The 26,408-nt window shown below is 69.8% G+C and carries 24 protein-coding genes and 1 pseudogene; 9 read left to right on the top strand and 16 right to left on the bottom strand.

The features are described 5' to 3' along the window. The first annotated feature begins 7 nt into the window (after positions 1-7). The 4 genes from Pla133_RS00850 to Pla133_RS00865 all read left to right on the top strand — a co-directional run bounded on the left by Pla133_RS00850 (position 8) and on the right by Pla133_RS00865 (position 4,310). Entirely contained in the window at positions 8-1,558 is a 1,551-nt protein-coding gene (locus Pla133_RS00850; protein WP_145061423.1) for a DUF4331 domain-containing protein, read from the top strand. A gap of 88 nt (positions 1,559-1,646) precedes the next feature. Beyond that, complete coding sequence (locus tag Pla133_RS00855; protein ID WP_145061425.1) at positions 1,647-2,933, top strand: tetratricopeptide repeat protein; 1,287 nt, start codon at positions 1,647-1,649, stop codon at positions 2,931-2,933. 103 nt (positions 2,934-3,036) lie between these two features. Further along, positions 3,037-3,678 (top strand): sigma-70 family RNA polymerase sigma factor, encoded by a 642-nt coding sequence (locus Pla133_RS00860; RefSeq protein ID WP_419192004.1) that lies wholly within the window; start codon positions 3,037-3,039, stop codon positions 3,676-3,678. Continuing rightward, entirely contained in the window at positions 3,675-4,310 is a 636-nt protein-coding gene (locus Pla133_RS00865; protein WP_145061429.1) for a cupin domain-containing protein, read from the top strand. The genes Pla133_RS00860 and Pla133_RS00865 overlap by 4 nt, the downstream gene beginning before the upstream one ends. Positions 4,311-4,525: 215 nt before the next feature. Here the strand turns inward: Pla133_RS00865 and Pla133_RS00870 are convergent, their stop codons facing one another. From Pla133_RS00870 to Pla133_RS00915, 10 genes are all read right to left on the bottom strand, one after another. After that, the gene (locus Pla133_RS00870; RefSeq protein WP_145061431.1) at positions 4,526-4,885 is read right to left on the bottom strand and encodes a hypothetical protein; all 360 of its coding nucleotides are present in this window, start codon (positions 4,883-4,885) and stop codon (positions 4,526-4,528) included. Positions 4,886-4,966: 81 nt separating this feature from the next. Next, positions 4,967-5,344, bottom strand: coding sequence for a hypothetical protein (locus tag Pla133_RS00875; protein WP_145061433.1), 378 nt, complete (start codon positions 5,342-5,344; stop codon positions 4,967-4,969). A gap of 105 nt (positions 5,345-5,449) precedes the next feature. Beyond that, positions 5,450-5,998 carry a GNAT family N-acetyltransferase gene (locus Pla133_RS00880; RefSeq protein ID WP_145061435.1) on the bottom strand — a complete coding sequence of 183 codons (549 nt, stop codon included), beginning with the start codon at positions 5,996-5,998 and terminating at the stop codon, positions 5,450-5,452. A 116-nt stretch (positions 5,999-6,114) separates the two neighbouring features. Beyond that, positions 6,115-6,669, bottom strand: a complete 555-nt coding sequence (locus Pla133_RS00885) for a hypothetical protein (RefSeq protein WP_145061437.1) — start codon at positions 6,667-6,669, stop codon at positions 6,115-6,117. Positions 6,670-6,763: 94 nt separating this feature from the next. Next, on the bottom strand, positions 6,764-7,663 hold the full coding sequence (locus Pla133_RS00890) for a hypothetical protein (protein WP_145061439.1): 900 nt from the start codon (positions 7,661-7,663) through the stop codon (positions 6,764-6,766). 69 nt (positions 7,664-7,732) lie between these two features. Next, on the bottom strand, positions 7,733-8,011 hold the full coding sequence (locus Pla133_RS00895; protein WP_145061441.1) for a hypothetical protein: 279 nt from the start codon (positions 8,009-8,011) through the stop codon (positions 7,733-7,735). A 28-nt stretch (positions 8,012-8,039) separates the two neighbouring features. Beyond that, positions 8,040-8,648 (bottom strand): hypothetical protein, encoded by a 609-nt coding sequence (locus tag Pla133_RS00900; RefSeq protein ID WP_145061443.1) that lies wholly within the window; start codon positions 8,646-8,648, stop codon positions 8,040-8,042. Between the two features lie 125 nt (positions 8,649-8,773). After that, complete coding sequence (locus Pla133_RS00905) at positions 8,774-9,007, bottom strand: DUF4926 domain-containing protein (protein ID WP_145061445.1); 234 nt, start codon at positions 9,005-9,007, stop codon at positions 8,774-8,776. After that, positions 9,004-9,345 carry a DUF6883 domain-containing protein gene (locus Pla133_RS00910; protein WP_419192005.1) on the bottom strand — a complete coding sequence of 114 codons (342 nt, stop codon included), beginning with the start codon at positions 9,343-9,345 and terminating at the stop codon, positions 9,004-9,006. The genes Pla133_RS00905 and Pla133_RS00910 overlap by 4 nt, the downstream gene beginning before the upstream one ends. Positions 9,346-9,607: 262 nt before the next feature. Then, a complete protein-coding gene (locus Pla133_RS00915; protein ID WP_145061449.1) occupies positions 9,608-10,621 on the bottom strand; it encodes an integron integrase in 1,014 nt (337 codons plus the stop codon). 123 nt (positions 10,622-10,744) lie between these two features. On the opposite strand from Pla133_RS00915, the pseudogene Pla133_RS25775 reads away from it, so the two are divergent. Further along, a pseudogene (locus tag Pla133_RS25775) lies at positions 10,745-10,921 on the top strand (recombinase family protein); the annotation flags it as partial. A gap of 300 nt (positions 10,922-11,221) precedes the next feature. Here the strand turns inward: Pla133_RS25775 and Pla133_RS00925 are convergent. From Pla133_RS00925 to Pla133_RS00940, 4 genes are all read right to left on the bottom strand, one after another. Beyond that, positions 11,222-12,829 (bottom strand): M12 family metallo-peptidase, encoded by a 1,608-nt coding sequence (locus Pla133_RS00925; RefSeq protein WP_145061453.1) that lies wholly within the window; start codon positions 12,827-12,829, stop codon positions 11,222-11,224. An 18-nt stretch (positions 12,830-12,847) separates the two neighbouring features. Continuing rightward, on the bottom strand, positions 12,848-14,845 hold the full coding sequence (locus Pla133_RS25780; RefSeq protein WP_419192006.1) for a hypothetical protein: 1,998 nt from the start codon (positions 14,843-14,845) through the stop codon (positions 12,848-12,850). Between the two features lie 78 nt (positions 14,846-14,923). Next, the gene (locus Pla133_RS00935) at positions 14,924-16,627 is read right to left on the bottom strand and encodes a tail fiber domain-containing protein (RefSeq protein WP_145061455.1); all 1,704 of its coding nucleotides are present in this window, start codon (positions 16,625-16,627) and stop codon (positions 14,924-14,926) included. Beyond that, entirely contained in the window at positions 16,624-17,520 is an 897-nt protein-coding gene (locus Pla133_RS00940) for an IPT/TIG domain-containing protein (protein ID WP_145061457.1), read from the bottom strand. Before Pla133_RS00940 ends, Pla133_RS00935 begins: the two co-directional genes overlap by 4 nt. A 144-nt stretch (positions 17,521-17,664) precedes the next feature. On the opposite strand from Pla133_RS00940, the gene Pla133_RS00945 reads away from it, so the two are divergent. From Pla133_RS00945 to Pla133_RS00955, 3 genes are all read left to right on the top strand, one after another. Next, positions 17,665-18,285 carry an ECF-type sigma factor gene (locus Pla133_RS00945; RefSeq protein ID WP_145061459.1) on the top strand — a complete coding sequence of 207 codons (621 nt, stop codon included), beginning with the start codon at positions 17,665-17,667 and terminating at the stop codon, positions 18,283-18,285. A 5-nt stretch (positions 18,286-18,290) separates the two neighbouring features. Beyond that, positions 18,291-20,768 (top strand): serine/threonine-protein kinase, encoded by a 2,478-nt coding sequence (locus Pla133_RS00950; RefSeq protein WP_145061461.1) that lies wholly within the window; start codon positions 18,291-18,293, stop codon positions 20,766-20,768. A 190-nt stretch (positions 20,769-20,958) separates the two neighbouring features. After that, the gene (locus Pla133_RS00955; protein WP_145061466.1) at positions 20,959-24,087 is read left to right on the top strand and encodes a hypothetical protein; all 3,129 of its coding nucleotides are present in this window, start codon (positions 20,959-20,961) and stop codon (positions 24,085-24,087) included. Between the two features lie 141 nt (positions 24,088-24,228). Here the strand turns inward: Pla133_RS00955 and Pla133_RS00960 are convergent, their stop codons facing one another. Both Pla133_RS00960 and Pla133_RS00965 read right to left on the bottom strand, forming a co-directional pair. Further along, a complete protein-coding gene (locus Pla133_RS00960; RefSeq protein WP_145061468.1) occupies positions 24,229-24,441 on the bottom strand; it encodes a DUF7219 family protein in 213 nt (70 codons plus the stop codon). 147 nt (positions 24,442-24,588) lie between these two features. Continuing rightward, positions 24,589-25,797, bottom strand: coding sequence for a cysteine desulfurase-like protein (locus Pla133_RS00965; protein WP_145061470.1), 1,209 nt, complete (start codon positions 25,795-25,797; stop codon positions 24,589-24,591). Between the two features lie 50 nt (positions 25,798-25,847). Here Pla133_RS00965 and Pla133_RS00970 point away from each other — a divergent pair, with 50 nt between their 5' ends. After that, positions 25,848-26,396: a hypothetical protein gene (locus Pla133_RS00970; protein ID WP_145061472.1), complete on the top strand. Its 549-nt coding sequence runs from the start codon at positions 25,848-25,850 to the stop codon at positions 26,394-26,396. Positions 26,397-26,408 lie beyond the last annotated feature (12 nt).

The raw sequence follows: 26,408 nt of genomic DNA on the forward strand, positions 1-26,408 counted from the left end.
ACATCAGATGAACCAGCGACTGCTCCTCGGCGGAGCTGTCGGCGCGGGCGCCCTCGCCTTCGCCCTCAGCCACGCCTCCAACCACCGCGAAGCGCCGATCACGGCGCTCGATCACAAGGCCGACATCACCGACCTGTTCGCCTTCGTCAGCTACGACCAGGACCAGGCGCCGGGTGAGGCGCCCGAGTTCGTCACGCTGATCCTCGGCGTCGATCCGCTGCTCGAGCCGGCCAACGGGCCGACGTTGTTCCCCTTCGATCCGGACATCCTCTACGCGATCCACGTCGACAACGACCACGACGCCCTGCCCGACAAGCGTTTCGAGTTCCGCTTCGACACGACCTACCAACTGCCCGACGTCTACACCGCCGTCGCCGGCATCGGTCCGAACGGCGCCAGCGACCCGCAGACGGGCAACCTGGTGGTTCCGCCGCGGATCGACGACTTCCAGGACCTGGGCCTCAACCAGCGCCAGACCTACACCCTCGACCTGGTCGACGTGGCCAGCGGCGTGAGCACGCCGCTGATGCGCGCCGACGGCGCCCCGCTCTACGCCCTGCCCGGGAACCCCGGGCCGCGCACCATGGACTACGAGGCCCTGTTCGACCAGGCGATCAACCCGCTGCAGCGCGGCATCCAGGCCTTCGCCGGCACCGTCGACGACCCCTTCTTCATCGACCTGGGCGCGGCCTTCGACACGGCCAACTTCCGCACCCTGGGCAGCGGCGTGCCCGGTGTGCTCACCGCCCAGGAGGACGGGGCCAAACGCAACTTCGCCTCCGACACGGTCAGCGGCTACGCGGTCAACGTGCTCGCCCTCGAGGTGCCGATCGCGCTCCTGACCGCCACAGGGCAGATCGAGCCGGCGGACTCGCCCTTCGCGACGCTGGGCGTCTACGGCAGTACCTCGCGTCCGCAGATGACCGTGTTGCAGTCCCCCGATCCGGCCGTCTCCAGCGGGCCCTTCCGCCAGGTGCAGCGCATCGGGAACCCGCTCATCAACGAGCTCGTGATCGGCATCGGCTCCAAGGACAAGTTCTCCATGAGCGAGCCGGCGGGCGACGCCCAGTTCGAGAAGTTCCTGCTCGACCCGCCGATCGTCGGCATCGTCGAGGCCCTCTACGGCGGGGCCCTGGCCGTGCCCGACGCGCCGCGCTTCGACCTGTTGCCCCTGGTGACCTACGCGGCGCCGATCGCGGCGCCGGGTACGCCCACCGGACCCACGGCGGACCTGCTGCGGATCAACACCGGCGTGCCGGCCACGCCCCTGGGCTCGGCCAGTCGGCTGGGCCTGATCGGCGGGGACGCGGCGGGCTTCCCCAACGGGCGGCGCCTCTACGACGACGTGGTCGACATCACCCTGCGCGTGGCCGTGGGCGGCGTGCTCGACCCGAGCTTCGCGGGCTTCGACCCGGACGTGAACGGACGCCTCGGAGACGGGGTCAACGTCAACGACGCGCGCCTGCGTGCCGACTTCCCCTACCTGGCCAGTGCGCCCAGCGGTCGCGACCGGCGTCACGTGGACCCGGGCGAGCCGGGTGGCGGGCCGATCGACTGACGACCCCCTGCGAAGCCTTCCGCCGGGCGCCGCGTCCCAGCCGGCGCGGCGCCCGAACCCCGAACAACTGACCGCTGACGGACCTGCGATGCTCCTCTCCGCCCTGACCCTCTGCGCGCTGATCGGCGACGGCGCGCCCCTCTTCGCCACCGCGCCCACGCCGGCCGAGCGCTCCATCGAGGCCGCCACGGCGGTCGTCGAGCGGCACCCCGCCGACGCGCGCGCCCACGCCGACCTGGCCCTGGCCTGGGCCCGCCGCGCGCGCGAGACCGGCGACCCGCGCTTCTACGAGACCGCCATGGAGTCGGTCGCCGCGGCGCGCGCCGCGGACGCGGACTCCTTCGCCGCCGGACGCGCCGAGGCCTGGATCGCCCTGGGCCAGCACGACTTCCCGCGCGCCCTCGAGCTGGCCACCGAGCTCAACGCCCGCGTGCCGGACGACCTGCTGGTCTACGGCCTCCTGGTCGACGCGCGGGTCGAGCTGGGCCAGTACGAGAGCGCGATCCACGCCGCCCAGTGGATGCTCGACCTGCGCCCCGGGAACATCCCCGGGCTGACGCGGGCGGCCTACCTGCGCGAGCTGACCGGGGACATCGACGGGGCGGTGGACCTGATGCTCGACTCCTACCGCCGCGCCAACCCGCGCGACGTGGAGGACCGCGCCTGGATCCTGTGCCACCTGGCGCACCTGGAGGCCCAGCGCGGAGAGCACGAGCGCGCCGAGGGCCTCGCGACCCAAGCCCTCGAGCTCTTCCCCGGCTACCACTACGCCCTGGCCCAGCGCGGCGCCGCGCGGCGGGCCCTGGGTGACCTGGACGGGGCGCTGGACGATTTTGCCCTGCACTTCGCGGTCGCCGACCATCCCGAGAACCTGGTGCCCCTGGCCGAGTGCCTCGAGCTGGACGGCCGCGCCGACGAGGCCGGGCTGCTCCTGGCCCGCTTCGAGCGCGCCGCCGTGGCCGAGTGCGACCAACTCGACAACGCCAACGGCGCCCTGATCGCCTTCTGGGTCGACCGGGTGGGCACGCCGGAGGCGATCGCGCGAGCCCTGGAGCTCTCCGGTCGCGAGCTGGAGCGGCGCGGCGGCCTCGCCTCCCGCTCGGACCGCGCCTGGGCCTTGGCAGCCGCGGGCGAGCAGGTGGAGGCGGTGCGGGAGATCGACCGGGCGCTCGAGATCGGCAGCCGCGACCCGCTGCACCTGTTCCGAGCCGGGTCGATCCGCGCCCGGGCGGGCCAGGCCGAGCGGGCTCGACAAGCCCTGGAGGCCAGCTTGGCGGCCGACCCCCGCTCGAGCGTGGCAGCTGCCGCGCGGGCCCTGCTCGAGTCCCTGCCGCAAGCGGCAACCGCGGGGCTGCCGGGGTCCCTCGATGGCTGATGGCCGGCTGTGGCTCGCCTCCACGCGGGGCTCGGCGGCAGCCCCGTCGATTCCCGCGGGGATCGTGCATCCGCCGGCGCGGCCCACTCGTACGGTCCCGGTGATGGCCGCCGAGCCCCAACTGCGCCTGGACCGCGAGTCCCCTCCCCCCGAGCTGCCCGCAGCTTCGGCGGAAGTGGGCCTCGACGGGCTCCTGCCCCGCATCGCCCGCGGCGACAGTGCCGCCATGGCCGAGCTCTACGACGCGGTCGCAGGACGCCTGTTCGGCATCTGCTCGCGCCTCTTGCGTGACCGGCACCTGGCCGAGGACGTGGTGGCCGAGCTGTTCGGCGACGTCTGGCGTCGCGCCGACCGCTTCGATCCGGCGCGCGGCTCGGCGCTCACCTGGCTCGCGACCATGGCGCGCCGGCGCTGCATCGACAAGCTGCGCTCGCGCGGTCTGCGTCGCGCCCGCGAGGCCCAGGACCACGAGCGCGACGACCTGCTCGTCGTCGAGGACCAGCACGACCTCTCTGCTCCCTTCGAGCTGGTCGCCCGCCGGGACCAGGCCTCCATCGTCGGCGCCGCCCTCGGACGCCTCCCCGAACACCAACGCCGCGCCCTCGAACTCGCCTTCGGTGAGGGCCTCTCCCACAGTGAAGTCGCCAGTGCCCTCGACCTGCCCCTCGGCACGATCAAGAGTCAAATCCGTCGCGGGCTGCTGCTCCTCGAGCAGCTCCTGCCGACGCCGGAGGTGGAACGATGACTGAGCGGCCCATGCGATCGCCCGCCTGCGCGCACACGGCGGACTGCGCCGGCTACGTGCTGGGCGAGTTGTCCGCGTCCGAGTTCGCGGACCTCGAGCAGCACTTGCTCGAGGGCTGCTCCCGCTGCGCGTCCGAGCTCGAGCGCCTGCGCCGCAGCGCCGCCCAGCTCGACCTGGCCGCAGGCGCGCAAGACCCGCCTGCGCCCGCGCGCCTGCGCGACCGCGTCCTCGCCGGCCTCTCCGCCGTGCGCGCCGGGGGCGTCCAATTCGCCGACCGCGACGAGCGGCAGGCCATCGAACGCGAGGCCATCGCCGTGGTCGCCGCGAACGAGACCCCCTGGCAGCCCACGGACGTGCCCGGCATCGACGTGCGAGTGCTGTCCATCGACCGCGAGGCGCGCACCGTCGCGACCCTCATGCGCCTGGCCCCCGGAGCCACCTACCCCTCCCACCGCCACCGCGGCCGCGAGCACTCCTACGTGGTCGAAGGCGACCTGCGTTTCGGCGGCCGCGTACTGACCGCCGGCGACCACATGGTCGCCGTCGAGGGCTCGGTCCACACCGAGCTGTCCAGCCGCGACGGCTGCATCGCGCTCGTCACGAGCTGCTTGGACGACGAGCAGTTGGCGTGAGGCCGCGCCGACGTGGTGGTGGCGTCAGTCACCCAGCGTCGAGTCCGCAACTTCGGCCGATCGAATCCGGCTCGGTCGCCGAGAACGAACCAGCGGGGTTTCTCCCAAGCTTCGATGCTCATCCGGTACACCTAACGCGGTGGCGATCAACGGCGGCGAGCGAAGCGAGCCGTCCGTTGGATCGGTCAGTTAGGCGCGCTCTCATCAGCATGCTCCTAGCCGCTGTGAGGAACGATGGGTGTGTGTCCCTTGATTGCGAGCACCTGCAGGATGACCAGGATGCCCACAGCAAAGATGATCCCTGCGTAGTGCCCCCGCCTGAGACCTGGAGCACTTCGTCGCGCCCGTAGTGCCGCGAGCCCAAGCAGGGTGAAGAGCACGAGGTTAACCACGGTCGCAACCGCGAGTTGTCCAGTGGTCACCAGCCTCACGGGTCCGTCCTCTTCAATTGTTGGGAATCGGAACGTGCAGAGGGTCCATGTGACCCACACGCGGACAAGCACGATGTGGGTCATAGCTAGGGTGACCTCCGGCAGGATGACGAACGCCGTCAGCGTGGGGGGTATCGCCTTCACCTAGTGCGCCTAACGGAACGGCGATCAGCCGCGGAGCGGCGGCGGCTGCATCGCCTAGCTGGGCAGCCGCCTGGCAAACCACTACCTGTTGTGGTCCAGGTCATCGAGAACCGCTCTTGTCCTCGGTGCGAAGCGATCGACGACCTTTGCCGCGGCGTGCACCAGCGCGGATCCGTCCGGCTGACCGCTGATGATCCACGTCTCTCGGTCGTCATGATGAGCCTCCTTGACGCCAGATACGTCAGCGAGTGCAGAGGAGATGGCCGCCGCAAGTTCAGACTCGAGAGGCTCGACTCGGACGAACTCCATAACCGAAACGAAGACAGTCCACGGCCAGTCCTCGTTCGAGGAACGAGAAGCCCCTGCACCGAGCAGGTCACGCTCCTTGGTCACGCGGCTCCACTCCTCAAGAATCTCGTCGTCCGCGGGCTGGATCTGCTCGATCTCGATTTCACTCACGACTTGCCTGCCAGGGTGTGAAGGGGGAATCCGGTAGCGTTCTCGGCCCGCACCCACCAACGAGAACAGCGGGCGAGAGCACGAGGAGGAGCGCACGAAGTCTGGTCACGAGAATGGCCTGCCCAACGCGAATTCGGCAGCCTCCGGGGGCGGCAACAGTTTGGCCATTGCATGCTCGTCGATTGCCCGGCCATCGACCACGAGCGCCTCGCGCTTGGTTCCCTCGAAGGCGAAGCCGGCGCCACGATAGAGCCGTACTGCGCGCTCGTTGTGAACCATCACCGTCAGTTCCAGGCGACGGAGGTTCCGCTTGCGAGCCCACTGCTCGACTTCGCGGAGGAGCGACCGGCCCAGCCCATGCCCGCAGTACGCCTGCAGCACGCCCATGGCAAGGTGCGCGCAGTGGTGGTTCCTATGATAGGCGCCTCCACGGGCACCGATGAAGCCCACCAACTCGCCATCGACGTCGGCCACGAGGATCGTGTGATTCACGACCTCCACGGCTGAGCGAATCCACTGCCGCTGCTCCTCGGTCGACGTGGTGCGCTCACCGGGATCCATGAGCATGAATGACGTCTCGCTGTCGAGTTGCTTCAAGAGTCCCAGGAACTCCTCAGCGTCGTCCTCAGTGATCTCTCGGACACACGATCTCATGTCGCCTCCGGGAGGGTGGGGGCTTGCCTGTTTCTGCAGAACGCTGTTGCGGTTCAGCGACGGGCCGCGCAGCGGACCGTCCGCTGCAAGCGCTTGTTAGCTGGCCACTCAGCAGGCTACTCACTGTCGATCCCGATGGCTAGGAACGCGAAACTGGCATGAGTGTCCTTGGTGTCAACATCTCCATCGGCGCCAACAAACAGGTCACGCGTATACACACGACATCCATCGCGCTCCGCGTTGATCCGTAGCGTGTTGTCGCCAGCGGTCGAGTCGCTTGGTTGGTGCCGATCGAACGTCGCGACAACCGTCGGCTCGCCCATAAAGGGCTTGTCAAAGTTGATCTCATAGAAGTCACCGCCTCTTCTAGAGGAGAAGCCAATGCCCGCTGAATTCCCGTTTGAGTCAACGCGACCATAGAGAATGCGAAATCCCTCCAAGGCCTTGAGGGGCTGGAGCCTGGACTCGATCGAATCAAGCTGTACCGCGAGCTCTTCGATCTGACCACCTCGGCTCTCAATTGACTTGAGCACGGCGGGACCAGCTGCCTTGCCGGCTGCATCACCTGCGGCGCTCTTGCCAAGAATGATGGACGCAATCACACCAATGACTGCGACGATTACCGAGGAAGCGCCGCCGATCAGAGCGGCGGTAACACGCGGGTCCTTCATGTGGGTCATATCTCCAGCAAAGCGGTTCAGAAGATCCAGCTAACGCCTTGCCGATCAGCGGCGGCCCGAAGGGCCGTCCGTCTGCATCGGCTGGTTAGCATTCATTTTCTTCCGCTCCCTCGCTAGGGTCCGGACGTTCTGAGAATTTCGGGTAGCGCGCGCCTGGCAGCGGAAATGGCGAGTTGGAAATCCCCTCGTAGATTCTTTCAACATCTTCTGCAATTGATGAATAGGTCTCGTAGGCCACCCTCATCGTGTTGACTGCGTTGGTGACCGACTCGTTCGCGTTCGGACCCAGCGGGATCTTCCCAAGAATCGAATTCGCGGAGGAAGCAGCACGTCGCAAGTGGTTCAGAACTAACACGTCAGCCAGGTGTGAGACGTCGCATGCAACCTCAAAGAGCCGCTTGGTAGCTGATGTCTCAAGGGAGTACAGCGGGAGAACCAATTCAGCGCCAGCATGGGTCTCCAGACTGCAGCCCTTCCAGGTATCGATGTTGTCGCTTACTTCAAGCCACATTGCCCTTGCCGCCATACTGACGTTATTTTCTGTTTGGACGCGGCCCGCGTACCCAGCCACTTCGAGCTGTGTCTTATCTACTATGCGAAGCCAGCCGCCCGTCTTCGAATAGAGGATGTTCTTCGCCGCGTCAGTAATGCCCCCGTTCACAATCAAGTACACGGTTCGAATCTTATGCTCGGTGCCCGCGCTAGGGTCTCGATAGGGCGTCTCGTAGGCGGTGCTGAGTTGAAACAGAATCGACCGGAGTTCGGCTGTTTCGCTTCGGGCGGACAGGTTTCCGTCTTTGGCTTGAATGCAATCATGGTGAGCCAAACCAAATCGGTCGTGGTCTGCAACTACGATATCGCGCCCCGCCTCAAGTGGTCCGTGAATTGAATCAATCCGACGAAATCCAAGATGATGCAGAAGAGGGACAAGCTCGTCCTTGACCCACTCTACTTCGTTCCTCTTGGTCGCTTTGTGATCCTGCATGGCTAACGCTTTGCCGCTCAGCTGCCGGCGAAGCCGGTCAGCTCCAGCGGCTTGTTAAGCCGCCGCCCATCATACGGGAGGCTGCTCCCATGTTGACTCCACTCCTTCGAACTCGAAGGCCGCTTGGCGCTTGGCCCCGAGCACGGTTTCATGCCACGAGTCGAAGACAGGCATCCAGTCGTCCGCGCAGGTGAAGAGAAAGATTCCGCTTCCTTCCAGGTCGCAAATGGCGAGCCCGTAGGGAACGGCTGCCGCCTCTTTGCGCGGGACGTGGCGCTCATCGATCCGCGTGTACCACAGGACGCGGCCGCCGCCGATGATCGTGGGGATGTTGGGTCGTCGATCCACTCGATTTGCCGGCCTAACGCTTTGCCGATCAGCGGCGGCCCGAAGGGCCGTCCGCCTGCATCGGCTTGTTAGGTGGCGCTTCATAATGAAGTTTGAGGGCTTCCTCGAAGCGTCCAATCTCCTTCCAGTCGACTGATGACTCTTCGGTTACGTGCCATAGCCAATACGGCTCTTCGTAGAGCAACATCGCGAATCGATGATACCGCGCGTAGAAGCCCGGCAGGGAGACCCCTCGGCTTGGCTCAGCGCGATCGCGAAGAGTGTGGGAGAGCTGATTCCGAATCAGCCGGAAGTCGCGGGCAAACTCAGGCGGTACTTCCTCACGGTAGTACGCCGCGTCATTATCCCACGCCGGACTATCGCCTCGGGCAATGCGGTCTGCTCGATGCCCCATCAGCTTGACGACTTCTTCTTGAACGTGCCGATCTAGTCCCTTGCCTTGTATCGCCGAGTGCCGAGGGCCGTTCGTATCAAAGCACCCCTTGTAGAACTCGAAGAGGTGGTGAACGAAACGACCGTATGCGTCGTATGCGGCCAGTCGCACCCGGAGCGACGAGTCCCCGGCTAGGAGCAGGCTCGCGAAATGATGAAACTCTTGAAGAGCAAGCGACGCGCGCCGGTACTCATGCGCGAGCACGGTCGAGAGTTCTTGTCGAAGAGTGTTCCGCCTACTCATTGCATTGTGCGACACGGCCACCTAACGCCTTGCCGATCAGCGGCGGCCGAAGGCCGTCCGCTGCATCGGCTGGTTGGGCGGCTCCCTCACGCCGATCTGTCCAGTCGCCGGACTGCAACGAGGTCGCCGTCGGCGACAGCGCGCACGTCCGATGACTTGAGCGTAACGAGCGCTTCCGTCTTGCCGGAGGCACTAACGAACTCGACTTCGAGTCCGTCCGGCTCGTAAACGTGCACAACCGCCCCGAGGTCTCCTTGCCGGAGACGATGCTCGGGCAGGTCGCGGTTGAGCACCACGGTCTCGAGTTCTTTGAAGTTCATGATCTGGCTCCTGGGAACGCGGTCACGAATCGTGGGAAGTCCTCGCCGCGAAGAACGATCCACACAGCGACGACGACCGCGATCTTGCCCGCCGGCCCTGCCATCCTACCCCGGACCTCGTACTTCTGTCCGTACTCATTGGTCTCGGTGGCGGAGGCATCGTTCTCAACTGCGTGCCCCCTGAGGTCGGCCGCAAGCACCTCCCACTCGCCCGCCGAGTAGCCCAGCCCACCGAAGAAGGCCGCCTTGAACCTGCCAACTGGGTGTGCATCCGAGAGCAGGTACTCGCGGATCTTGTCCGCGTTCACGACCGCTCGATCTGCACAGGGGAGCTTCACTTGGTTGCCTTCATCGTGTGACTCGGCTCAACAAATCTTCGCGGCGTTTCGTGAGTCCGCCCAACGCGAATTCGACAGACCTGCGTAGCAAAGCCAGGTGCCGTTGGACAGGTCCGTGTAGCGCGCCGCAGACCCGCGACGTGGCGCGTCTTCGAGCCTCACGACCGGGCGTCGACCGTGCTCCGGGGTGGTCGCTCTCTCCATTGACTGGTCGGTATAGCACTGCGCCCCATTGGGGGCAAGGCGCCGGCCGGGCGGCCGCTCAGGGGCCGTCGAGGCGGTCCAGGGGGCTGCGCACGCCGAGGGGGCCGCGGTTCAGGACGTGCGTGTAGATCATCGTCGTCGATACGTCCTTGTGGCCGAGGAGCTCTTGGATCGTGCGGATGTCCTGGCCGTCCTCGAGCAAGTGCGTTGCGAAAGAGCGCCGTAGGGTGTGACAGGTCGCTCTCTTGCGGATGCCGGCGCGGAGGACGGCTTCCCGCACCGCACGTTGGATGACGGTCTCGTGCAGGTGGTGGCGGCGGATCTCGACGGTCTCGCGATGGCGGTAGGTCCGGGTCGCAGGGAAGACCCACTGCCAGGGCAGGGAGCGCGCGGCAGCGGCGTACTTCTTCGCCAGCGCTTGAGGGAGTTCGACCCAGCCCGCGCCGTGCTCGAGATCCCGGGCATGCTGGGCCGCGGCAGCCTCGATCGCAAGGGCGAGGTCCGGACGGGTCGACTCGGGGCACAGCGCGCGCCGGTCGCGGTCGCCCTTGCCCGAGCGAATCGTCAGCATGCGCGCGTCCAGATCGACGTCCTTGATGCGGAGCTGGAGCGCCTCGAGGAGCCGCAGGCCGGCGCCGTAGAGCAGGGTGGCGACGAGGCGTGGCGGTCCCTCCAAATGGCCGAGCAGGGCGCGGACCTCCGCGCGGGTGAGGACGACCGGCACGCGCCGCGGTCGCTTGGCGCGGACGAGTTCGTCGAGCCAGGGGAGCTCTTGCTCGAGGACGGCGCCGCAGAGGAACAGGATCGCGGCGAGGGCCTGGTTCTGCGTCGAAGCGCTGACGCGCTCGCGCGTCGCGAGATCGGAGAGGAAGGCTGTCACTTCCGTGCGGCCGAGGTCGAGCGGGTGGCGCCAGTCGTGGGCTGCCAAGTAGCGACGGACCCAGCCTCGATAGGCCTTCTCCGTTCGCGGGCTCTGGTGCCGCAGCCGCGAGACTCGGTGAAACGCCTGGCCAAGCGCAGCCCCCCAGACCGACGCTGGCTGACCGGGCGTCTTCCAATCCTGGGTCTCCATCTGCGATTCGTGCCTGGGAACGTTCCGCACCGGCCCGGCCCAGGGCGTGCAGCTCCCACGAGGAGAGACGCTCCTGACCTGCTGAGGTTACGCCCCGGGTCCGGTTTCTTTCGCCCGCAGCGGATGGGCCATAGGGCCATCTCCAACGCGCTGAACGACGAGGGAGTCCCCTCCTCGCGGAACGCCGAGTGGCCTCAGATCAACTCGGGCGCGTGGACGGCCTCGTCCATCTGGTCCACCCTCACGAACCCGATGAAGGTCGGCGACCTGGTCTGGAACCGGCGGACCGACGAGCGCTTCGTCGAGGTGTCGCATTGGCGCGCGACCGAGCGGAGATCCGTCGCCGCGCCCGAGAAAATTGAGACCCGCGCTGCCGGTGGCCTGGCAGACCGCGGGGAGGGCAGCTCGGGTGGGGCGGCTGTTCGGCGCAGACCTCGTCGTGCGAGGGGGCAATTGACGGAGGCTGGGGCAGGTTTCGCGGTGCCATTTTGTTTTCGAATCCTGCCCGCTCCACCACCGACCAAAGCGGCGCACCGCGCGCCAGTCGCGCGGCGCGCCGCAGGGTCTCCCTCGGGTCGGCCTCCTCCCCTCCGGCGAGCCTCAACCCCCCACGGTGAACGGCGCCGGGTCGTTCGAGTCCACCTCGATGCGGCGCTCGAACCACAACAGGGGCGTCTCCGTCGTATTCCCACCGTGGCCCACGTAGACGCCGCCGCCGGGGGCGCCCACCTGCAGGACGGACTCCAGCAGCTTGTCGAAGGGCGTGTTGAACAGGCCCATCTGGATGGGGCCCGCGCTGAAGTTGCAGAAGGAGCCGCCCAGGTCGGTCGGTAGGGTCGAAAAGCCCATCTGCGAGTAGAGGAAGAGATTCCCGTTCAGGGCCGAGGCCGCGTCGGCGCCGGTCTGGAAGAGGGCGCTGGGCTGGCCGGTGGCCTGGCCGTCGAACTTGACCAGGGGGTTCGAGTAGAAGGGGATGCGGGTGGCGTTGCCGGTGCCCATAACCGTGCGCAGGTTGCCCTGGGTGTTGCCGGTGAACAGCCAGCCGTAGGCGTCCTCGGTGATCGGCACGGTGCCGGGGTTCGAGGCCAGGTCGTGGTTGATGCCCATGTTGTGACCCAGCTCGTGGGGCAGGGTCAGGTTGCCGACCATGGCGCTCTGGTCGATGGTGCAGAAGGGGCCGTTCCAGGGCGTCGGCGCGGGCGGCTGCACCCAGGCCAGGCCGAGGGTCGAGGTGGTGCCGCCGCCGGGCGCGGGCACGGTGTCCGTGTCGTTCACGATCAGCGCCACGAAGTCCGCGTGCAGCACGCCGCGCCACTCGTGCACATCGTCCATGAAGCCGTCGTTGGAGTTGGTCAGCCGGCTGAGGTGCGTGCTGTGCGTGTTCGAGCCCTCGTTGTAGGGGACCTGACAGGCGGCCTCGAGCTGCCATTGGGCGCTCACGGCGCTGTTCGCGAACACGTCGTTGCCCTCCTCGACGGCCAGCTCCACCGCGGTGCGCGCGGCCAGGCCGCCGCCGAGCTGGGCCACGGCGCTCGGGGTCATGACCACCAGGAGCTGCAGGATCGTGTTGGCCTTCGGCACCAGGGGACCCCCGTCGTCGCCGCCGGCCGCGCCCGCGGGCGGACCCCATTGCCTGACGAGGTGCGGAGCGCTCGGCAGGCCCAGCTCGTTGCCGCAGCGATGCCCGGGCAGGGGCCGCGTCTGGGTCGCCAGGGGCAGGCCGTCGGGACCGGTCCGCAGGCTGAGCAGGGTGCCGTCCCCGGGGCGCAGGTTGACCAGCACCACGCCGCCGCGGCTGGCCATGGACCAGCGGGCGAGGCGCCGGCCCTCCACCGAGCCCGAGGCCGTGAAGGCGCGGTCGCCGGTGCGGACCCAGCGCTCCGGTACCAGCCGCCAGGCCTCGCCCGGGAAGAACTCGACGGTCAGGGCTCCGGCCTCGAACCCGCCCTCGGCACTGGCCGACAAGCGTCGCACCGTCTCCGGTTGCAGCCTGACGCGGCGCAGGCGCAGGGCGTCCTCTAGGAAGGGCGGGGCCAGCTCGGCGGCCAGTGGGTCGGCGCGCAGGAGCTCCGCCGGCTCGATCGCGGTCAGAGCAGGCGGCGCGCCGTCGACGCCCTGCTCGTCGGAGGCCTGGGGCCGGGAGACCTGGGCGTGGGCCGCCGCGGCCGCGAGGGCGACGACGGTCAGGGACAAGATGGAGTGCTTCACGGTGGGCGTCCCTTCGGCTCAGTGCAGGTTGACCAGGACCAGCACCAGGCCGGTGCCCTCGTCGAGCCCCGACATGGCCTTGCCGATCACCGTGCCGTGGCTGCGGGCGGCGTCGCCGGCGCGCATCGCGTGACCCGGGGTGTCGGAAGTCGTGAGTTGATCCCCCGGCTCGATCGGCCCGCCCTCGGCGGTGGCCTTCACGTACACCCGCCCGGCCAGGGCCACCTTGCTGTCGCCCTCGAGCACCTCGCGCTGGGACAGGGACAGGCCCGGCCGCACGCCGCCGGCGCCCGAGACCACGCCGGCCACGCGCCGGTCGTAGGCGCGCGTCGCGGGCACCAGGTGCCCGGGCCGCTCGGCGTCGATGACCATCACCGTGCCAGGCTCGATCGCCCCGTCGGTCTCGAAGGGCTCGACGAGGTCGGCGCCCCCGCGCACCTCCAGGACGTCCAGCTCGACCACGCCGTTGGGCAACAGCCGCACGAACGACTCCACCGCGCCGAGGTCGTCGATGCGCCGGATCTCGAAGTCGTTGTTGTTCGAGCCCGTCCCGAAGTAACCGAGCTGGGTGCGGATCAGGTCGCCGTCCTGGCTGAAGGTGATCACCGGGTGGTCGCCCTCGCCCGAGTTGTTGGTGTCCGCCTCGAGCTTGATGCCCACCGAGCCGAGCCCGGCGACGTGGATGTCCTCGGTGGGCTCGGTGGTGCCGATGCCGAGCTCGCCCGAGGTCTCGAAGGTGAACAGGTTGGTGAGGTTGGCGGGGTTCACGCCGCTGCCGTAGCGCAGGCGCAGGTCCGAGCCCTGGCCGCTGGTGCGGCGCGTGAGGGCCCAGTTGTCGACCAGCACCCCGGCCTCGACCTCTTTCAGCGCGAGGAAGGAGCCGTTGTCGCCGCCCGAGGACGAGATCGCGACGATGCCCGCATCGGCGTCCTCGACCACCAGGTCCTCGTCGCCGAGCACGCTGCTGCCGACCTGGGTGAACCCGTCGTCGCCCGTGACGTGCAGGGTGCGCTGGGGAACGGACTCGCCGATGCCGACCCGCGAGGTCGAGCGCAGCGCCGTCAGGTGCGGTCCGTACAGGGTCGTGCCCGAGTAGCCGTAGAGCCCGAGCACGTTGTCGAGCCCGTCGTAGACGAACTTCATCCCCAGGTTCCCCGAGACGTTCTCGGCCAGCAGCAGCTCCGAGTTGCTGTTGGTGCCGTTCGGGCTGAGCACCAGGGCGCCGAGGCTCCCGTCGCCCACGTACTTGGCGGTGTTGCCGGACTGCTCGCTGAAGAAGCTGTCGCCCTGGGGACCGGTCGGCCCGGCGGGGCCCTGGGATCCGGCGGGGCCCTGGGGGCCGATCGGGCCGGTCGCGCCCGCGGGGCCGGTGGCGCCGGTCGCACCGGTGGAGCCCTTGGGCCCGACGGGCCCGGTGGCCCCCGTCGCTCCGGTCGCGCCCTTGTCACCCTTCGGTCCGGTCGGACCCGTCGGCCCGATAGGACCCTGGGGCCCGACCAACCCGCTCGGGCTGCCGACCCAGTTGCCCGCGCCGTCGATCACCGGCGAGCCTCCCACGCTGACCTGGGTCGCGTCCACCGGACCGCTGACGCTCTCCGCCGTCCGCGCCGACTCGGCGCGCAGGGCGTAGGGCGCCGAGGTCAGCACCAGGCGCGGCGCCATCTCCGCGTCGCCGCCCACCGCCACGCCCAGGTACAGGGTCGGGTGCGCGCCGAGGGTCGCCGGCGAGAGGTCGCCGAGGGTCGGGCTGGCGCCCAGGTTCACCGACAGGTAGCCGTCGACCACGTCGGCCGCGAGGCTCTCGGTGTAGAGCGGCGCGCCGCCCACCGGCAGGGTGTAGAGGTTGAACTCGAGGCCCAGGCCGGACTGCTGGACGGGGCTCCCGCCGCTGTCGAACAGGCGCGTCTGGAAGTGCAGGTTCTGGGGCGCGGGTTGCGAGGTCTGCGCGGCCGCGGGCGCGATCGAGAGGGCTGCGCCGAGGAGCGCGGCGGCCAGGGGTGCACGGTGGGTACGCATGGGATGCGGGAGTTGGTCGAGGGGGTTCACGAAGGCGACGCTCGGGCGTCGCCGCACGGGATGGGGACTTGCGACTTGTCAGCCGCCCAGGGCCTCGAGGCGCCGCGTGAGGTCGGCGATCGCCTCAGCCTGCGCGTCGAGCAACTCCTGTTGATCCTGGATCGCGCGGACCAGCACGGGGATCAGCGACGTGTACTGCACGGCGTAGGGCTCCTCGAGGGACGCGCCGCCGGACACGATCTCGGGCACGATGCCCGCGAGCTGCTGCGCCGAGAAGCCGAGTTGCACGCCCACGTCGCTGCGCGGATCGGCCATCCGGTAGCGAATCGGCTCGATCGCGAGCACTTCCTTCAACCCGTGCCCCACAGGCTCGATGTCGCGCTTGAGGCGCTCGTCCGAGGTCAGGAACGGCGGTAGGACCAGGTAGATCGAGTGCCAGCGCTCGAACAGGTTCCCGATCACATGGTCGAGGTCGGTGCTGTTGGTCGGCATCAACCCACCCGTGAAGAAGGTGTCGTAGGGGGCCACGAGCTTGAAGCTCTTGTGGATCCGCTGGGCCACCACGCCTGTCGACGAGACCGAGTGGTCGCGGATCTCGAACTCGTTGTCGCCGGAGGCGTCGTTGCGAACACTCCACGTGGCGTGGGTGTCCTCGGAGAGGTAGAGCACCGCGTCCTCGTCCGGGTTGGCGTCGATGGAGATCGCGGTTGGATCGATCAGGTCGTCGTTGCGAACTCGCAACACGACGTCTCCGAAGGTGGTGCCACCGGTGTTGCCGCCGACGCCGGCCACGTCGAGGGGCACGCTCGCGTCGGCGACGCCGACGCCGACGCGGGTCAGGTCGCGGTCGATGGACAGGTGCGGACCGAGCAGGTTGGAGTTGGACTTGCCGAACAGTTGGAGCTGGTTGGCGGCGCCGTCGTAGCGCAGGAGCGCGCCGAAGCTGCCGTCGTCGTCCTCCGCCAGCAGCAGCTCACCGCGCCCACCGGACGTGGCCACGGCCGGAGCCGCGAGGATCTGCGCGACCGTCTGGTCGCCGACGTAGCGCGCCCGGTTGCCCGCGTCCTCGGCCCAGAAGCTGTCCCCGGGGGGGCCCTGGGCGCCGGTGGCGCCGGTCGCTCCAGTGGCTCCGGTGTCGCCCTTGGGTCCGGCCGGCCCCGGCCCGCCGGAGGTGCCCGGAGGACCGATGGGACCAACCGGACCGGTGTCGCCCTTGAGGCCCTTCGGTCCGCTGGCGCCGGTTGCCCCCTTCGGACCCGCGGGGCCCGTCGGCCCCACCAAACCCGTCGGATCGCCGACCCATTGGCCGAATCCATCCACTACCGGTTGGCCCCCGACGAGGATCTCCGAGGCGTCGACCAAGCCCTTCACGAACTCAGCCTTGGCGGCGATCTCGGCGCGCAGGGCGCTGGGCACCGAAGTCAGCGCCATGCGCGGCGCGAGTTCGACGTCGCCCGCCACCGTGAGGCCCAGGTACAGCACCGGCGAAGAGCCGATCAACTGCGGAGTCATCGCACCGATCGAGGGATTGGCCCCCAACTCGGCGGTCAGGTAGCCGTCCTGCACGTCGACCGAGAGCGACTCGCGATAGACCGCGGCGCCACCGACGGGCAGGGGGTAGAGGTTGAACTCGAGCCCGAGATCCACCTGGTTGACCGGCTGGCCAAGACTGTCGAACAGGCGCGTCTCGAAGTTCAGCGTGTGCGGAACGGGACTCAACTGCGCGGACGCGGAGACGGCGCCGAGCGCCGTGACGATCAGGGTTGCAAGGGCGCGTTTCACGGGAGGATCTCCACGTCCACGGTGTTCGTGAAGCTCGCCACGAGCGGCACGATCGAATCGATGATGATGGTCTGGAACTGCAGGACTGCGCCGACCAGGGCCGGGTCGTCCGGGATCGGATAGGTGCTCGAGGAGACGCCGCTGGCGTCGAGGATCTCGGCGCCGTAGGTGAAGAAGATGATCGGCAGCTCGATCGCGCCGCCGATGCCGCCGATCGGGATCACCACGCCGGGCAGGGCGGTCGCCCAGGACGGGATGCCCGTCGCCCCCGGTTGCCCCATGTGGGTCACGGTGAAGTTGCCGCCGATGCGGCCGGGGCTCGTCTGCACGTAGGCGGGCGACGCGATCGCCGCTTGGTCGACTTCAGCCACGCCGGCCGCGGTCGTCACACGCACGTCGATCGGACCCAGTGGGTTGCCGAACGGATTCGTGAGCAGCGGCGTGTCGACGCTCAACTCGGTGTCGGAGACCACGGTGACGTTCGACGCCGCCAGGCCCGCGAAGGTCACCGCGGGCGTGCCCCCGGTCGCGAAGCCCGCGCCGTAGAGGGCCACCGTGTCGCCGCTGGCGACGAGGATGCGCGGCTCGACCGCGGCCAGGAGCGGTCCGGCGGAGGCCAGCACCGGCGCGGCGAAGGAGGCGCCGCCACCGCGCAGCTCGAACAGGGGCGAGGTGGCGCGGTAGCCGGCGCCGAGCGGCCCGGCGAGGGCGGCCTCGGCCCGATGGCCGGGACTGTCGGCGTCGACTCCACCCGACGTCAGAGAGGGTGCGATCGCCGTGGCCGAGGCCGAGGCCATGGCGAGCGGGGGCGCCGAGAGGGGCAGCTCCTGGGAGTGGCCGATTGCTGCGAGCAACGCGGCGCTGGCCAGGGCGGTGGACGGTCGGAGATTCATGGCTGGATCGATGGGCGATGGCCCGGGGGAGATGGCCGCGGGCGTGGACGATGACCCAGCGCAGGACCGAGGTCCGGCCCGCCAATCCAGTTGCGAATTCGTGCCGACCGGCCGCGTGGGACCTTCCCGTTAGACTCGTCGTCGATGTCCGAGACGCCCCCGCCCGACCCGACCGAGCTCCTGCGTCGCTTCGGCGCCGGGGACGCCGAGGCCGGGGACGCGCTGATGGGGGTCGTCTACGAGGACCTGCGCCACATCGCCGCCCGCCACCTGGCGCGCGAGCGGCCCGACCACACGCTGCAACCCACGGCCCTGATCCACGAGGCCTGGATGCGGCTGGACCGGCGCGAGGGCGGCGAGATCCCCAGCCGCGGCCACTTCCTGGCCCTGGCCTCGCGGGTCATGCGCTCGCTCTTGGTCGACCACGCCCGGCGCAAGAAGGCCACGAAACGTGGCGGTCTGCAGGAGCGGGTCGCGCTGGAGGACGTGGCCGCCCCGGACGGGGTCGCCCCCGGCATGCCGGCCAACCTCTCCTCCCATTCCAACCCCGCCCTCGAGGTGCTCGACGTGCTGGCTCTCGACGAGGCCCTGGCGCGGCTCGAGTCCGTCGACGCCGGACTCGCGCGCCTGGTCGAGCTGCGCTACTTCGGCGGCTCGACCGTGGCCGAGGCCAGCGAGGCCGTCAGTCTGCCCCAACGCACGGTCGAGCGCCGCCTGCGCACGGCGACAGCCTGGCTGCGACGCGAGCTGGGCGACGGCGCGTGACCCCCATGGACCTGGAACGGGAACGTCTGCTGCTGCGGCTGGTCGAGGAGGGTCTCGACCGACCGGCGGTGGATCGCGATGCATTCCTGACCGCTGCCACCGACGACGCGGCACTGCGCCGCGAGGCCGTGGCCCTGATCGAGCTGGAAGAGCACGGCGGGGAACTACCCGAGCTGGCGGTGCCCGCGGACGTGCTCGACGACGGCCGCGGCGCCGTCGCACCCGGCACGGTGATCGACGGGTTCGAGATCGTGGGGTCCCTGGGCACCGGCGGCATGGGGCGAGTCTTCGAGGCGCGCCAACTCGAGCCCGCGCGCCACGTGGCGCTCAAGACCCTGCGCGTCGGCCTCGACTCCAAGGAAGCCAGGCGGCGCTTCGCCTTCGAGGCCGAGGTGCTGGCCAGGCTGCGCCATCCCCGCATCGCCCAGGTCTTCGCGGTCGGGACCTTCCGCGAGGAGGGCCTGGGCGGGCCGCGCGACGTGCCTTACTTCGCGATGGAGTTCGTCGAGGGAGCGCGGGACCTGTTGAACTTCGCGTCCGACGAACAGCTCCCCCGCGAGGACCGCATCCGACTCTTCCTCGGGGTCTGCGACGCCGTCCAACATGGTCACGACCGTGGCGTGCTGCACCGCGACCTGAAGGCCACCAACCTGCTGGTGGACCGCGACGGCCGCGCCAAGGTGATCGACTTCGGCATCGCCCGGCCGGTGGACCCGACCAGTGACGAGAGCGGCTCGAGCCTGCCGCGGACCCTGACCGGCGCCATGTACGGCACGCCGGCTTCCCTGAGTCCCGAGCAGCTCCTGGGCGAGGGCGACGTGGATGTGCGCGCCGACGTCTACGGGCTCGGTGTCGTGCTCTATCGACTGATCTGCGACGCCGCGCCCCACGACCTGGAGGGCCTCAGCCTGCCCCTGGCCGCGCGCCTGGTCACCGAGCACGAACCGCGGCGGCCGTCATCGCTGGTGGCGGGGATCCCGCGCGACCTGGAGGCGATCCTCTTGCAGTCGGTCGCCCTGGACCGCGAGGCGCGCTACGCCAGCGTGGCCGCCCTGGCCGACGACCTGCGTCGATTCCTGGCCAGCGAGCCGGTCAGCGCCCGCAATCCCGGCGCGCTGCACGGGCTCGCCCTGCTCGCGCGCCGGCACCGCTTGGCCTTCGCGGCCTCCCTGGTCGCGGTTCTGGCCGTGTTGGTGGGGGCCGGTGCCTCGGCGATCTTCGGTCTGCGCGCGGCGCGCGACGCGACGCGCGCGCGGCAAGCGGGGATCGAGCTGCGCGTTGCCGCGGAAGACGCCCGCCGCGCCGAGGGCGTGGCCGTAGCCGCCGCGTCCGAGGCCGAGCGCGCGCGCGCGGACCTGGCCGCCATGGGCATGGACTTCGTGTTCGAGTTCGCCGATCCGATCGCGCGGCTCAAGGGTGCCACCGAAGTGCGGGCCGAGCTCCTGCGCCGCGGCGTCGAGCACCTGCGGGCCATGGAGGATGTGCTGCTCGAGGACGTGGACCAGGCCTACCGCCTGTGCCGCGCCTACATGAAGTTCGGCGACGTGCTGGGCCTCGCAACCGAGGCCAACGTCGGCGACCACGCCGGCCGGGTCGAGGCCCACGACCGCGCCTGGGCCGTGCTCGAGGTGGTGGGTGAGAAGTGGCCCGACGAGCCGCGCTTGCCGACCTACCGCTCGTCGATCCTCTCGCGGCGGGGGAGTTTCCTGCTCGACGCGGGCGACCGCGACGGCGCCATGGCCTTGTTCGCGCGGGCGCTCGAGGAAGTGCGCCACCGCGAAGCGGAAGGGCCGCTCGACTCGGAGGTGGCCGACGATCTGGCCCTGGCCCTGGCCAACTACGGCGCGACGCTCGGCATGGCCGGCGACGACGCCGCGGCCCTCGACGCCTTCGAGGAGTGCCTGGCGCTGCGCCGCGCCCTGCTCTTGGGCGGGCCTGAATCGGCCGACGGTCGCCTGCAATACGGCCACGCCCTGGCGCGCGTCGGTGCCGCGAAGCTACGCAACGGGTTGCAGCAGGACTCGATCGACCGCTACACCGACGCACTCGCGGTGTTCGACGCCTTGGTCGTCGACTACCCCGACCTCGACGTGGGCCTGCGCGGCGGGATCGAAACGCGCATCGCCTTCGGCTACGTGTTCCTGGAGACCGGCGAAGCCGAGCGGGTGGAAGAGCTCGTGGACGATGCCCTGGTCCTGGTGAACCAGTTGGCTCAACGCGACTCGGCCGACGTCAGCGTCGATCGATCGACGGGCGCCCTGCTCTACAACACTGGTCAGGCGCGGCTGGGGCGCGCCGGACGGATGGAGGACGAAGAGGACGAGGCGCGCGAGCTGCGCTCGGCCCGCGAAGCCTTCACGGCCTCGCGCGAGGCCTTCGAGCGGTTGCGGTCGCGGGGGGCGATGCTGACGCGGGAGGCGGGCTACTTCGACACGATCGACGGCAAGCTGGCGCAGATCGAAGCAGCACTCGCAGGACGCTAGCCCGGATGGAGTGAGCCGGCCGGGCGCAGCGGGGAAGGTGTCACCACCTCGCTCTCGCCGGTCCTTGCCCGTCACCGGGGTCCCATCGGTAGGAATCGGAATCTGACGAGCCCGAGATCCGCCCCAGTGGCTTTGATGGGCCGGCCGTCGCGTCTTGCAGCGCCCGATCGACGTCCCCGTCACGCTCGCCATGGATCGACTCTCCCTCGTCGGGCTCGGCCTGACGATGCTCTTCTGCGTGGACCAGGCCGGGGCCCAGGCGCCCGTGGAGCTGGTGCTCGACCTCAACCCCGCGCCGGCCTACGACCTGGGCTCGGCGCCGATCTTCACTGCCAGCGATGGCCAGCGCGCGTGGTTCTGGGCCCACGGCCAGGACCAACTCGTGGACCTGTGGATCAGCGACGGCACCGCGGCGGGCACCCAGCCGGTGCTGGCCGACATGACCGAGGGCCTGTTCATGGTCGCCGAGCACTACGACGGCGGCGTGGTGCTGCCATCGGGGCGCGCGGTCTTCATCGCGCCGTCGGCGGAGTGGCCCGCATCGAAGATCTTCGGCCAACCGGTCGGATCCGACGGCACCGCGGCCGGAACCGCGATCCTCGACTCCGGCCTGTCGGTGAGCCTGCGCGCCGCGAGCGAGTTCGTGGAGTTCGCGGGCGAGGCCTGGTTCTGCGCCCAGGTCAAGCAGGCGTCGACCACGGTCGGGCTTCAACTTTGGCGCAGCGACGGCACCGGCCCCGGCACGGCCCACGGCTTCGACGCGGGCGTGATCCCACCGCCGCAGGTGCGCGGTCCGATCGTCGCCGGTGGCGGAGACCTCTACTTCTCCAGCCAGTTGGCAGAGGTGCAGCCGGGGACCGCGAGTTCGGTCTGGCGCACGGACGGCAGCGGCAGCGCGCCCAGCCTGGTCTTCACCGGACCCGTCGACTCGCGCGTCGAGGTGTGTTCGTGGCTGCCCACGGCGGGGCGCTTGATCGTGCTCGTCGAGCACGTCTTCGGACAATCGGCGATCCCGCCCCAGTGGTGGTCGATCGGCCCCGGCGGCGCCGAGTTCCTGGTGGAGTCGACGATCGAGGGCTCGCGCTGGTGCGCGCGCAACGGCGACGCCATCTACCTGGTCGGACGCGAGGGGCCGAACCCGACCCAGCTCTTCATCAGCGACGGAACCGCCGCCGGAACGTCGGTCGTGCCCGACAACGCCCAGCTCCTGGCCAACGCCGTCGGCAACAACCCCGGGCGCGCCTACAAACACGGGTTGGTCTGCCTGGCCTGGGATCCGTTCATCGGTCTGGAGCCGGCCTTCGTGGACCCGACCGGGGTCACCGCGCTGGTGGACGCGCAGCCCGGGGGCGGCGGCTCGCAGGTCACGGACTTCGTCGAGTTCGGGGGCGAGGTCTACTTCCACGCGCGTCAGGGACCGTCCCAACCCGGACACCTGTATCGCACCGACGGGACGCCGGCCGGCACCCTGCCGATTCCGGGCGCCGACGTGATCGGCTCCGCGCCGTTGTTCTCGACCGGGCGCACCCAGGCCGGGATCCTCTACGCCTACGACCTGGGCAACGGGATCGGCTCCGAGCCCTGGCGCGCCGACGCGTCGACCGTGACCCTGATCGCCGACATCGCGGTCAACGGAACGGCCGGTTCCCTGGCGACACCGATCGGCAGCCTGGGCTCGCGCCTCGTGGTGTCGGCCAATGACGGCAGCGTCGGATTGGAGCCTTGGGTGACGGATGGCACCGACGCCGGCACCCAACTGCTCGCCGACCTCGTCCCCGGCGCTTCGGGCTCGATGCCAGCGGGTGGGGCGCGCGTGGGCGGGCGCCTGGCCTTCTCGGCGACGGTGGCGGAGCTCGGGGCGGAGTTGATCCTGACCGACGGCGATCCGGATCAGGTCGAGGTCGTCGACCTCAATCCGGGGCCGGCCTCCTCGCTGATCTCGAACCTCGTGGCCGCGGGCGACCACGTCTACTTCTCCGCCAACGCACTCGGTCCCGCCGGAGTCGCGCCCGGACTGTGGCGCAGCGACGGCACCGCGGTCGGCACCCAGCACGTGGCCTACGTGGGCTTCAAGTTTCTCTTCGGGCAGGCGGTCCTGTTCGACGGGGGCGGTGTGGGCGGCGCGGACGTGTTCTTCATCGGCGTCGACAGCGCGGGCTCCGAGCTGTGGCGCAGCGACGGCACCGCGGCCGGCACCTTCCGCGTGGCCGACATCCGGCCGGGCCCGCTCTCTTCCGAGCCACGCGGTGGCGTGGCCATCGGCGACCGCTTCTTCTTCACCGCGGACGACGGGATCAACGGGCGGGAAGTGTGGAGCAGCGACGGGACGGCCGGTGGCGTCAGCCTCGCGGCGGAGATCCTGCCCGGGCCCGGCAGCGGAGCCGGCATCTCCGGCGGCGTCGCGTTCGAGGGCAACTACGTGCTGACCCAACCCGCCGGCGCCCTCCCCTCGGGTCCGATCGCGGTGAACGCGACGACGGGCGCGGTCAAGTACCTGATCGATCCGCAGCTCGCCGCCTCCGACCCGCTGCTCGGCGGGGCGGCGACTGGTGGCTTCCTGGTCACCGACGGCGGGCTGCTCTTCGCGACCGTCGACCCGCAGGCTGGGCTGCTCCAGGCGCGACTGTGGCGAGTGCCGGGCGCCACGAGCTTCGCGAAGCCGATCGACGTTCCAATCGCCACAGGCATTCCGATGCCGGTGACCCAAGTCGGTGCCGGTTACGCGCTGTTCGCCGGCGTCGACGCCGCGGGGATCGAGCCGCGAGTGCTGGGACCGAACGGCAAGGTGAGCCTGCTGGCGGACCTGAATCCCGGGCCGGGCTCGTCCAACCCGAGCCGCCCCTGGCGCATCGGCTCGCGCGTGGTGTTCTCGGCCCAGGAGCCAGCGGTCGGGCTCGAGCTGTTCCGTACCACCGTGGCGGCGGTCGGCGCCAACGTTGCGGCGCCCCTGGCCGGGGGCTGCGCCCAGGTCGGCGAACCCGGGGTGCTGTCGCCGGTCGGGCGGCCGACCCTGGGCGCGGACTTCGACCTGCGGCTGGAGTTCGCGACGCCCGCCGCGCCGGTGGTCTGGGCCATCGGCAGCTCCTTCGCGTACCCGGACGTCGGCGCACCGTGCCAGCCGCTCCTGCCCCAACCGGTGGCCTTGGCCCTGGGACTGACGGACGCCAGCGGCGCGGCCCTGCTCGACCTGGCGATCCCGGCGGATCCGTCGCTGCTCGACCTCGAGCTGGCCTTTCAGGCCCTGGTGGTCGAAGTCCCCGGCCCGTTCCTCGGGATCAGCTCATTGAGCGACGGGCTCGAGGTGGTGATCGGTCCGTAGCGGGACGTACCGGACGTACGGTGCCGGGATCATTTGTCCCAGCGGCGCGCAGCATCGACGGCATAGCCGTCGATGCTGCGCGCCGCTGGGACAAATGATCCCGGCACCGTACGTCCGGTACGTCCCGCTACGGACCGCGTCTCAGCGCTCGCTCGGCAGGTCCAGATCCAGACCGACGCGGCTGCGCTCGAGCTGGAACCAAAGGTCGGCCAGGTCCTCGAACGCTTGGTCCAGCGGCATCTTGTCGCCGTCCGCCAGGCCGGCCAGGACACCCGCACGGCGTCCGAACTCACGCAGGTTGGCGCGGAAGACGAGTCGTCCGGCTTCGATCGGCAGTTGGGGTTCGTGGCGCATCGGTCGTTCTCCAGCCCCGGGCCCGCGGAGTGCGGGCGCGCGGAGGAAAGACTTTCGGCCGGGGAGGAAAGGCGCTTGAGCACCGAGCGAGGCCGATCCCGTCCGTGACCCCGGTGCTCCCTGTGCGCCCAGCTTGCCCGAGAGTGTTCAGGCCAACGCCCGATTGAGCCCGTCCACCAAGCGTGCCACCTCGTCCACCGAGTTGTAGTGCACCAAGCTGGCGCGCACGACACCCTGGTCCAGGGCCAGGCCCAAACGATCGATCAAACGATGGGCGTAGAAGTGTCCGTAGCGCACGGCGACGCGGTCCCGATCGAGCAGGGTCGGGACCGCGCTCGAGGCCAGGTCGCGCACGGTGAAGGAGATGGTCGGCGCCCGCTCGGCGGGATCGGCGTCGGGGCTGCCGATCAGGCGCGTGCGCGGGTGAGCGCTCAGGAGAGCAAGCAACGGCTCGGCGAGGCCGGCCTCGTGCTCGGCGATGCGTTCGAACGCGCCGTCGAGGGTTCCCGCGCCGCCGTGGTGGCGGTCGAGCTCGCGCAAGTAGGCCGGCACTGCCGGTAGGCTCGCCGCCAGCTCGTGGGTCACGTTGCCGGGCTCGAGCTTGTAGGGGACCGCGTCCTCGGGCACGAAGAAGTGGTTCTGCGAACGCGCCCGTTGCAGGAGTTCCGCGCGTCCGTAGAGCGCGCTGAGGTGCGGCCCGTAGACCTTGTAGAGGCTGGCCAGGTAGAGGTCGACGCCCAGGGCCTTCACGTCCACCCGGCGGTGGGGCGCGAAAGCCACGCCGTCGACGCAGGTCAGCGCTCCGGCGGCGCGTACCCGCGCGGCGATCGACCGCACGTCGTGGATCGTGCCGACGATGTTCGAGCAGTGGCTGAAGGCCACCAGCCGCGTGCGGTCGTCCAACAGCGGCTCGAGGCCCACCAACTCGAGCCGGTGCGTGCCGGGGTCGACGTGCCACTCGCGCACCTCGATGCCGGACGCCTCCAGCTCGCGCCAGGGGCCGATGTTGGCCTCGTGGTCGAGGTCGGTGACGACGACCGCGTCTCCCTGCTTCCACAGGGGCCGCAGGGCGCGGGCGATGAGCTTGGCCAGGGCCGTGGACGAGGGACCGAGCACGACTTCGCCTTCGTTGGCGCCGAGCAGCTCCTCGGCCGCGCGGTGACCGGCGGCCACGCGCTGGGCGGCCTCGCGCGAGAGGTCGTAGCTGGCCCCGACCTGGACCATGCACCGGCGCATGTAGTCGCCGACCGCATCCGCCACGGCCCCCAGGGGCACGCTTCCGCCCGCGTTGTCCAAGAGCGCCCAATCCGTGGTCAGGGCGGGGAATCGCGGGCGCACGAATTCGAGGTCCAGCATCGGGGCACAATAGCGTCCCGCGCCGACGAACCCCCGACACTGCACCCACGATGACGACTTCACTGTTTGCATTCGCAACGATCGGACTGACCTTGACCGCGATGGTGGCGCTGACGGGCTCCAAGCCGTCGCAGGCGAACGAACCGCCGGACGACTCCGACGTGGGCTCGCTCGATGGCATCATCACTGCCGTCTACGAGTGCATCTGCGGGCCAGCCGGACAGGCGCGGGACTGGGAACGCTTCCGGACGCTGATGCACCCCGAGGCCGCGCGACTGATGGCGGTCAGCCAGGGGAAGGACGGCCGCGAGCTCCTGAAAGTCCTCGACGTGGAGGAGTACATCGAGCTGGTCGACGAGCAGTTCGTCTCACGCGGCTTCTGGGAGCGGGAGTTGCACCGCGACGTAGAGAGCTTCGGCCACGTCACCCACGCGTGGAGCACCTACGCCCTGCGCTTCACCGCGGACGGCGAGGATCAGGTGCGCGGGGTGAACAGCTTCCAGCTCTTCTTCGACGACGAGCGCTGGTGGGTGACCTCGATCCTGTGGGACACCGAGCGACCCGACCAACCGATCCCGGCGCGCTTCCTACCCCACTGAGGATTTGGCGTT

This window comes from Engelhardtia mirabilis, from assembly GCF_007748095.1.
Classification (GTDB): domain Bacteria; phylum Planctomycetota; class UBA1135; order UBA1135.

Excerpts from the sequence above, each read along its gene's own strand:
- Pla133_RS00850 (WP_145061423.1), top strand. The coding sequence starts at position 8 with ATGAACCAGCGACTGCTCCTCGGCGGAGCTGTCGGCGCGGGCGCCCTC.
- Pla133_RS00855 (WP_145061425.1), top strand. The coding sequence starts at position 1,647 with ATGCTCCTCTCCGCCCTGACCCTCTGCGCGCTGATCGGCGACGGCGCG.
- Pla133_RS00860 (WP_419192004.1), top strand. The coding sequence starts at position 3,037 with ATGGCCGCCGAGCCCCAACTGCGCCTGGACCGCGAGTCCCCTCCCCCC.
- Pla133_RS00865 (WP_145061429.1), top strand. The coding sequence starts at position 3,675 with ATGACTGAGCGGCCCATGCGATCGCCCGCCTGCGCGCACACGGCGGAC.
- Pla133_RS00880 (WP_145061435.1), bottom strand. The coding sequence starts at position 5,998 with ATGAGATCGTGTGTCCGAGAGATCACTGAGGACGACGCTGAGGAGTTC.
- Pla133_RS00885 (WP_145061437.1), bottom strand. The coding sequence starts at position 6,669 with ATGAAGGACCCGCGTGTTACCGCCGCTCTGATCGGCGGCGCTTCCTCG.
- Pla133_RS00890 (WP_145061439.1), bottom strand. The coding sequence starts at position 7,663 with ATGCAGGATCACAAAGCGACCAAGAGGAACGAAGTAGAGTGGGTCAAG.
- Pla133_RS00905 (WP_145061445.1), bottom strand. The coding sequence starts at position 9,007 with ATGAACTTCAAAGAACTCGAGACCGTGGTGCTCAACCGCGACCTGCCC.
- Pla133_RS00915 (WP_145061449.1), bottom strand. The coding sequence starts at position 10,621 with ATGGAGACCCAGGATTGGAAGACGCCCGGTCAGCCAGCGTCGGTCTGG.
- Pla133_RS25780 (WP_419192006.1), bottom strand. The coding sequence starts at position 14,845 with ATGCGTACCCACCGTGCACCCCTGGCCGCCGCGCTCCTCGGCGCAGCC.
- Pla133_RS00940 (WP_145061457.1), bottom strand. The coding sequence starts at position 17,520 with ATGAATCTCCGACCGTCCACCGCCCTGGCCAGCGCCGCGTTGCTCGCA.
- Pla133_RS00945 (WP_145061459.1), top strand. The coding sequence starts at position 17,665 with ATGTCCGAGACGCCCCCGCCCGACCCGACCGAGCTCCTGCGTCGCTTC.
- Pla133_RS00950 (WP_145061461.1), top strand. The coding sequence starts at position 18,291 with ATGGACCTGGAACGGGAACGTCTGCTGCTGCGGCTGGTCGAGGAGGGT.
- Pla133_RS00955 (WP_145061466.1), top strand. The coding sequence starts at position 20,959 with ATGGATCGACTCTCCCTCGTCGGGCTCGGCCTGACGATGCTCTTCTGC.
- Pla133_RS00960 (WP_145061468.1), bottom strand. The coding sequence starts at position 24,441 with ATGCGCCACGAACCCCAACTGCCGATCGAAGCCGGACGACTCGTCTTC.
- Pla133_RS00965 (WP_145061470.1), bottom strand. The coding sequence starts at position 25,797 with ATGCTGGACCTCGAATTCGTGCGCCCGCGATTCCCCGCCCTGACCACG.
- Pla133_RS00970 (WP_145061472.1), top strand. The coding sequence starts at position 25,848 with ATGACGACTTCACTGTTTGCATTCGCAACGATCGGACTGACCTTGACC.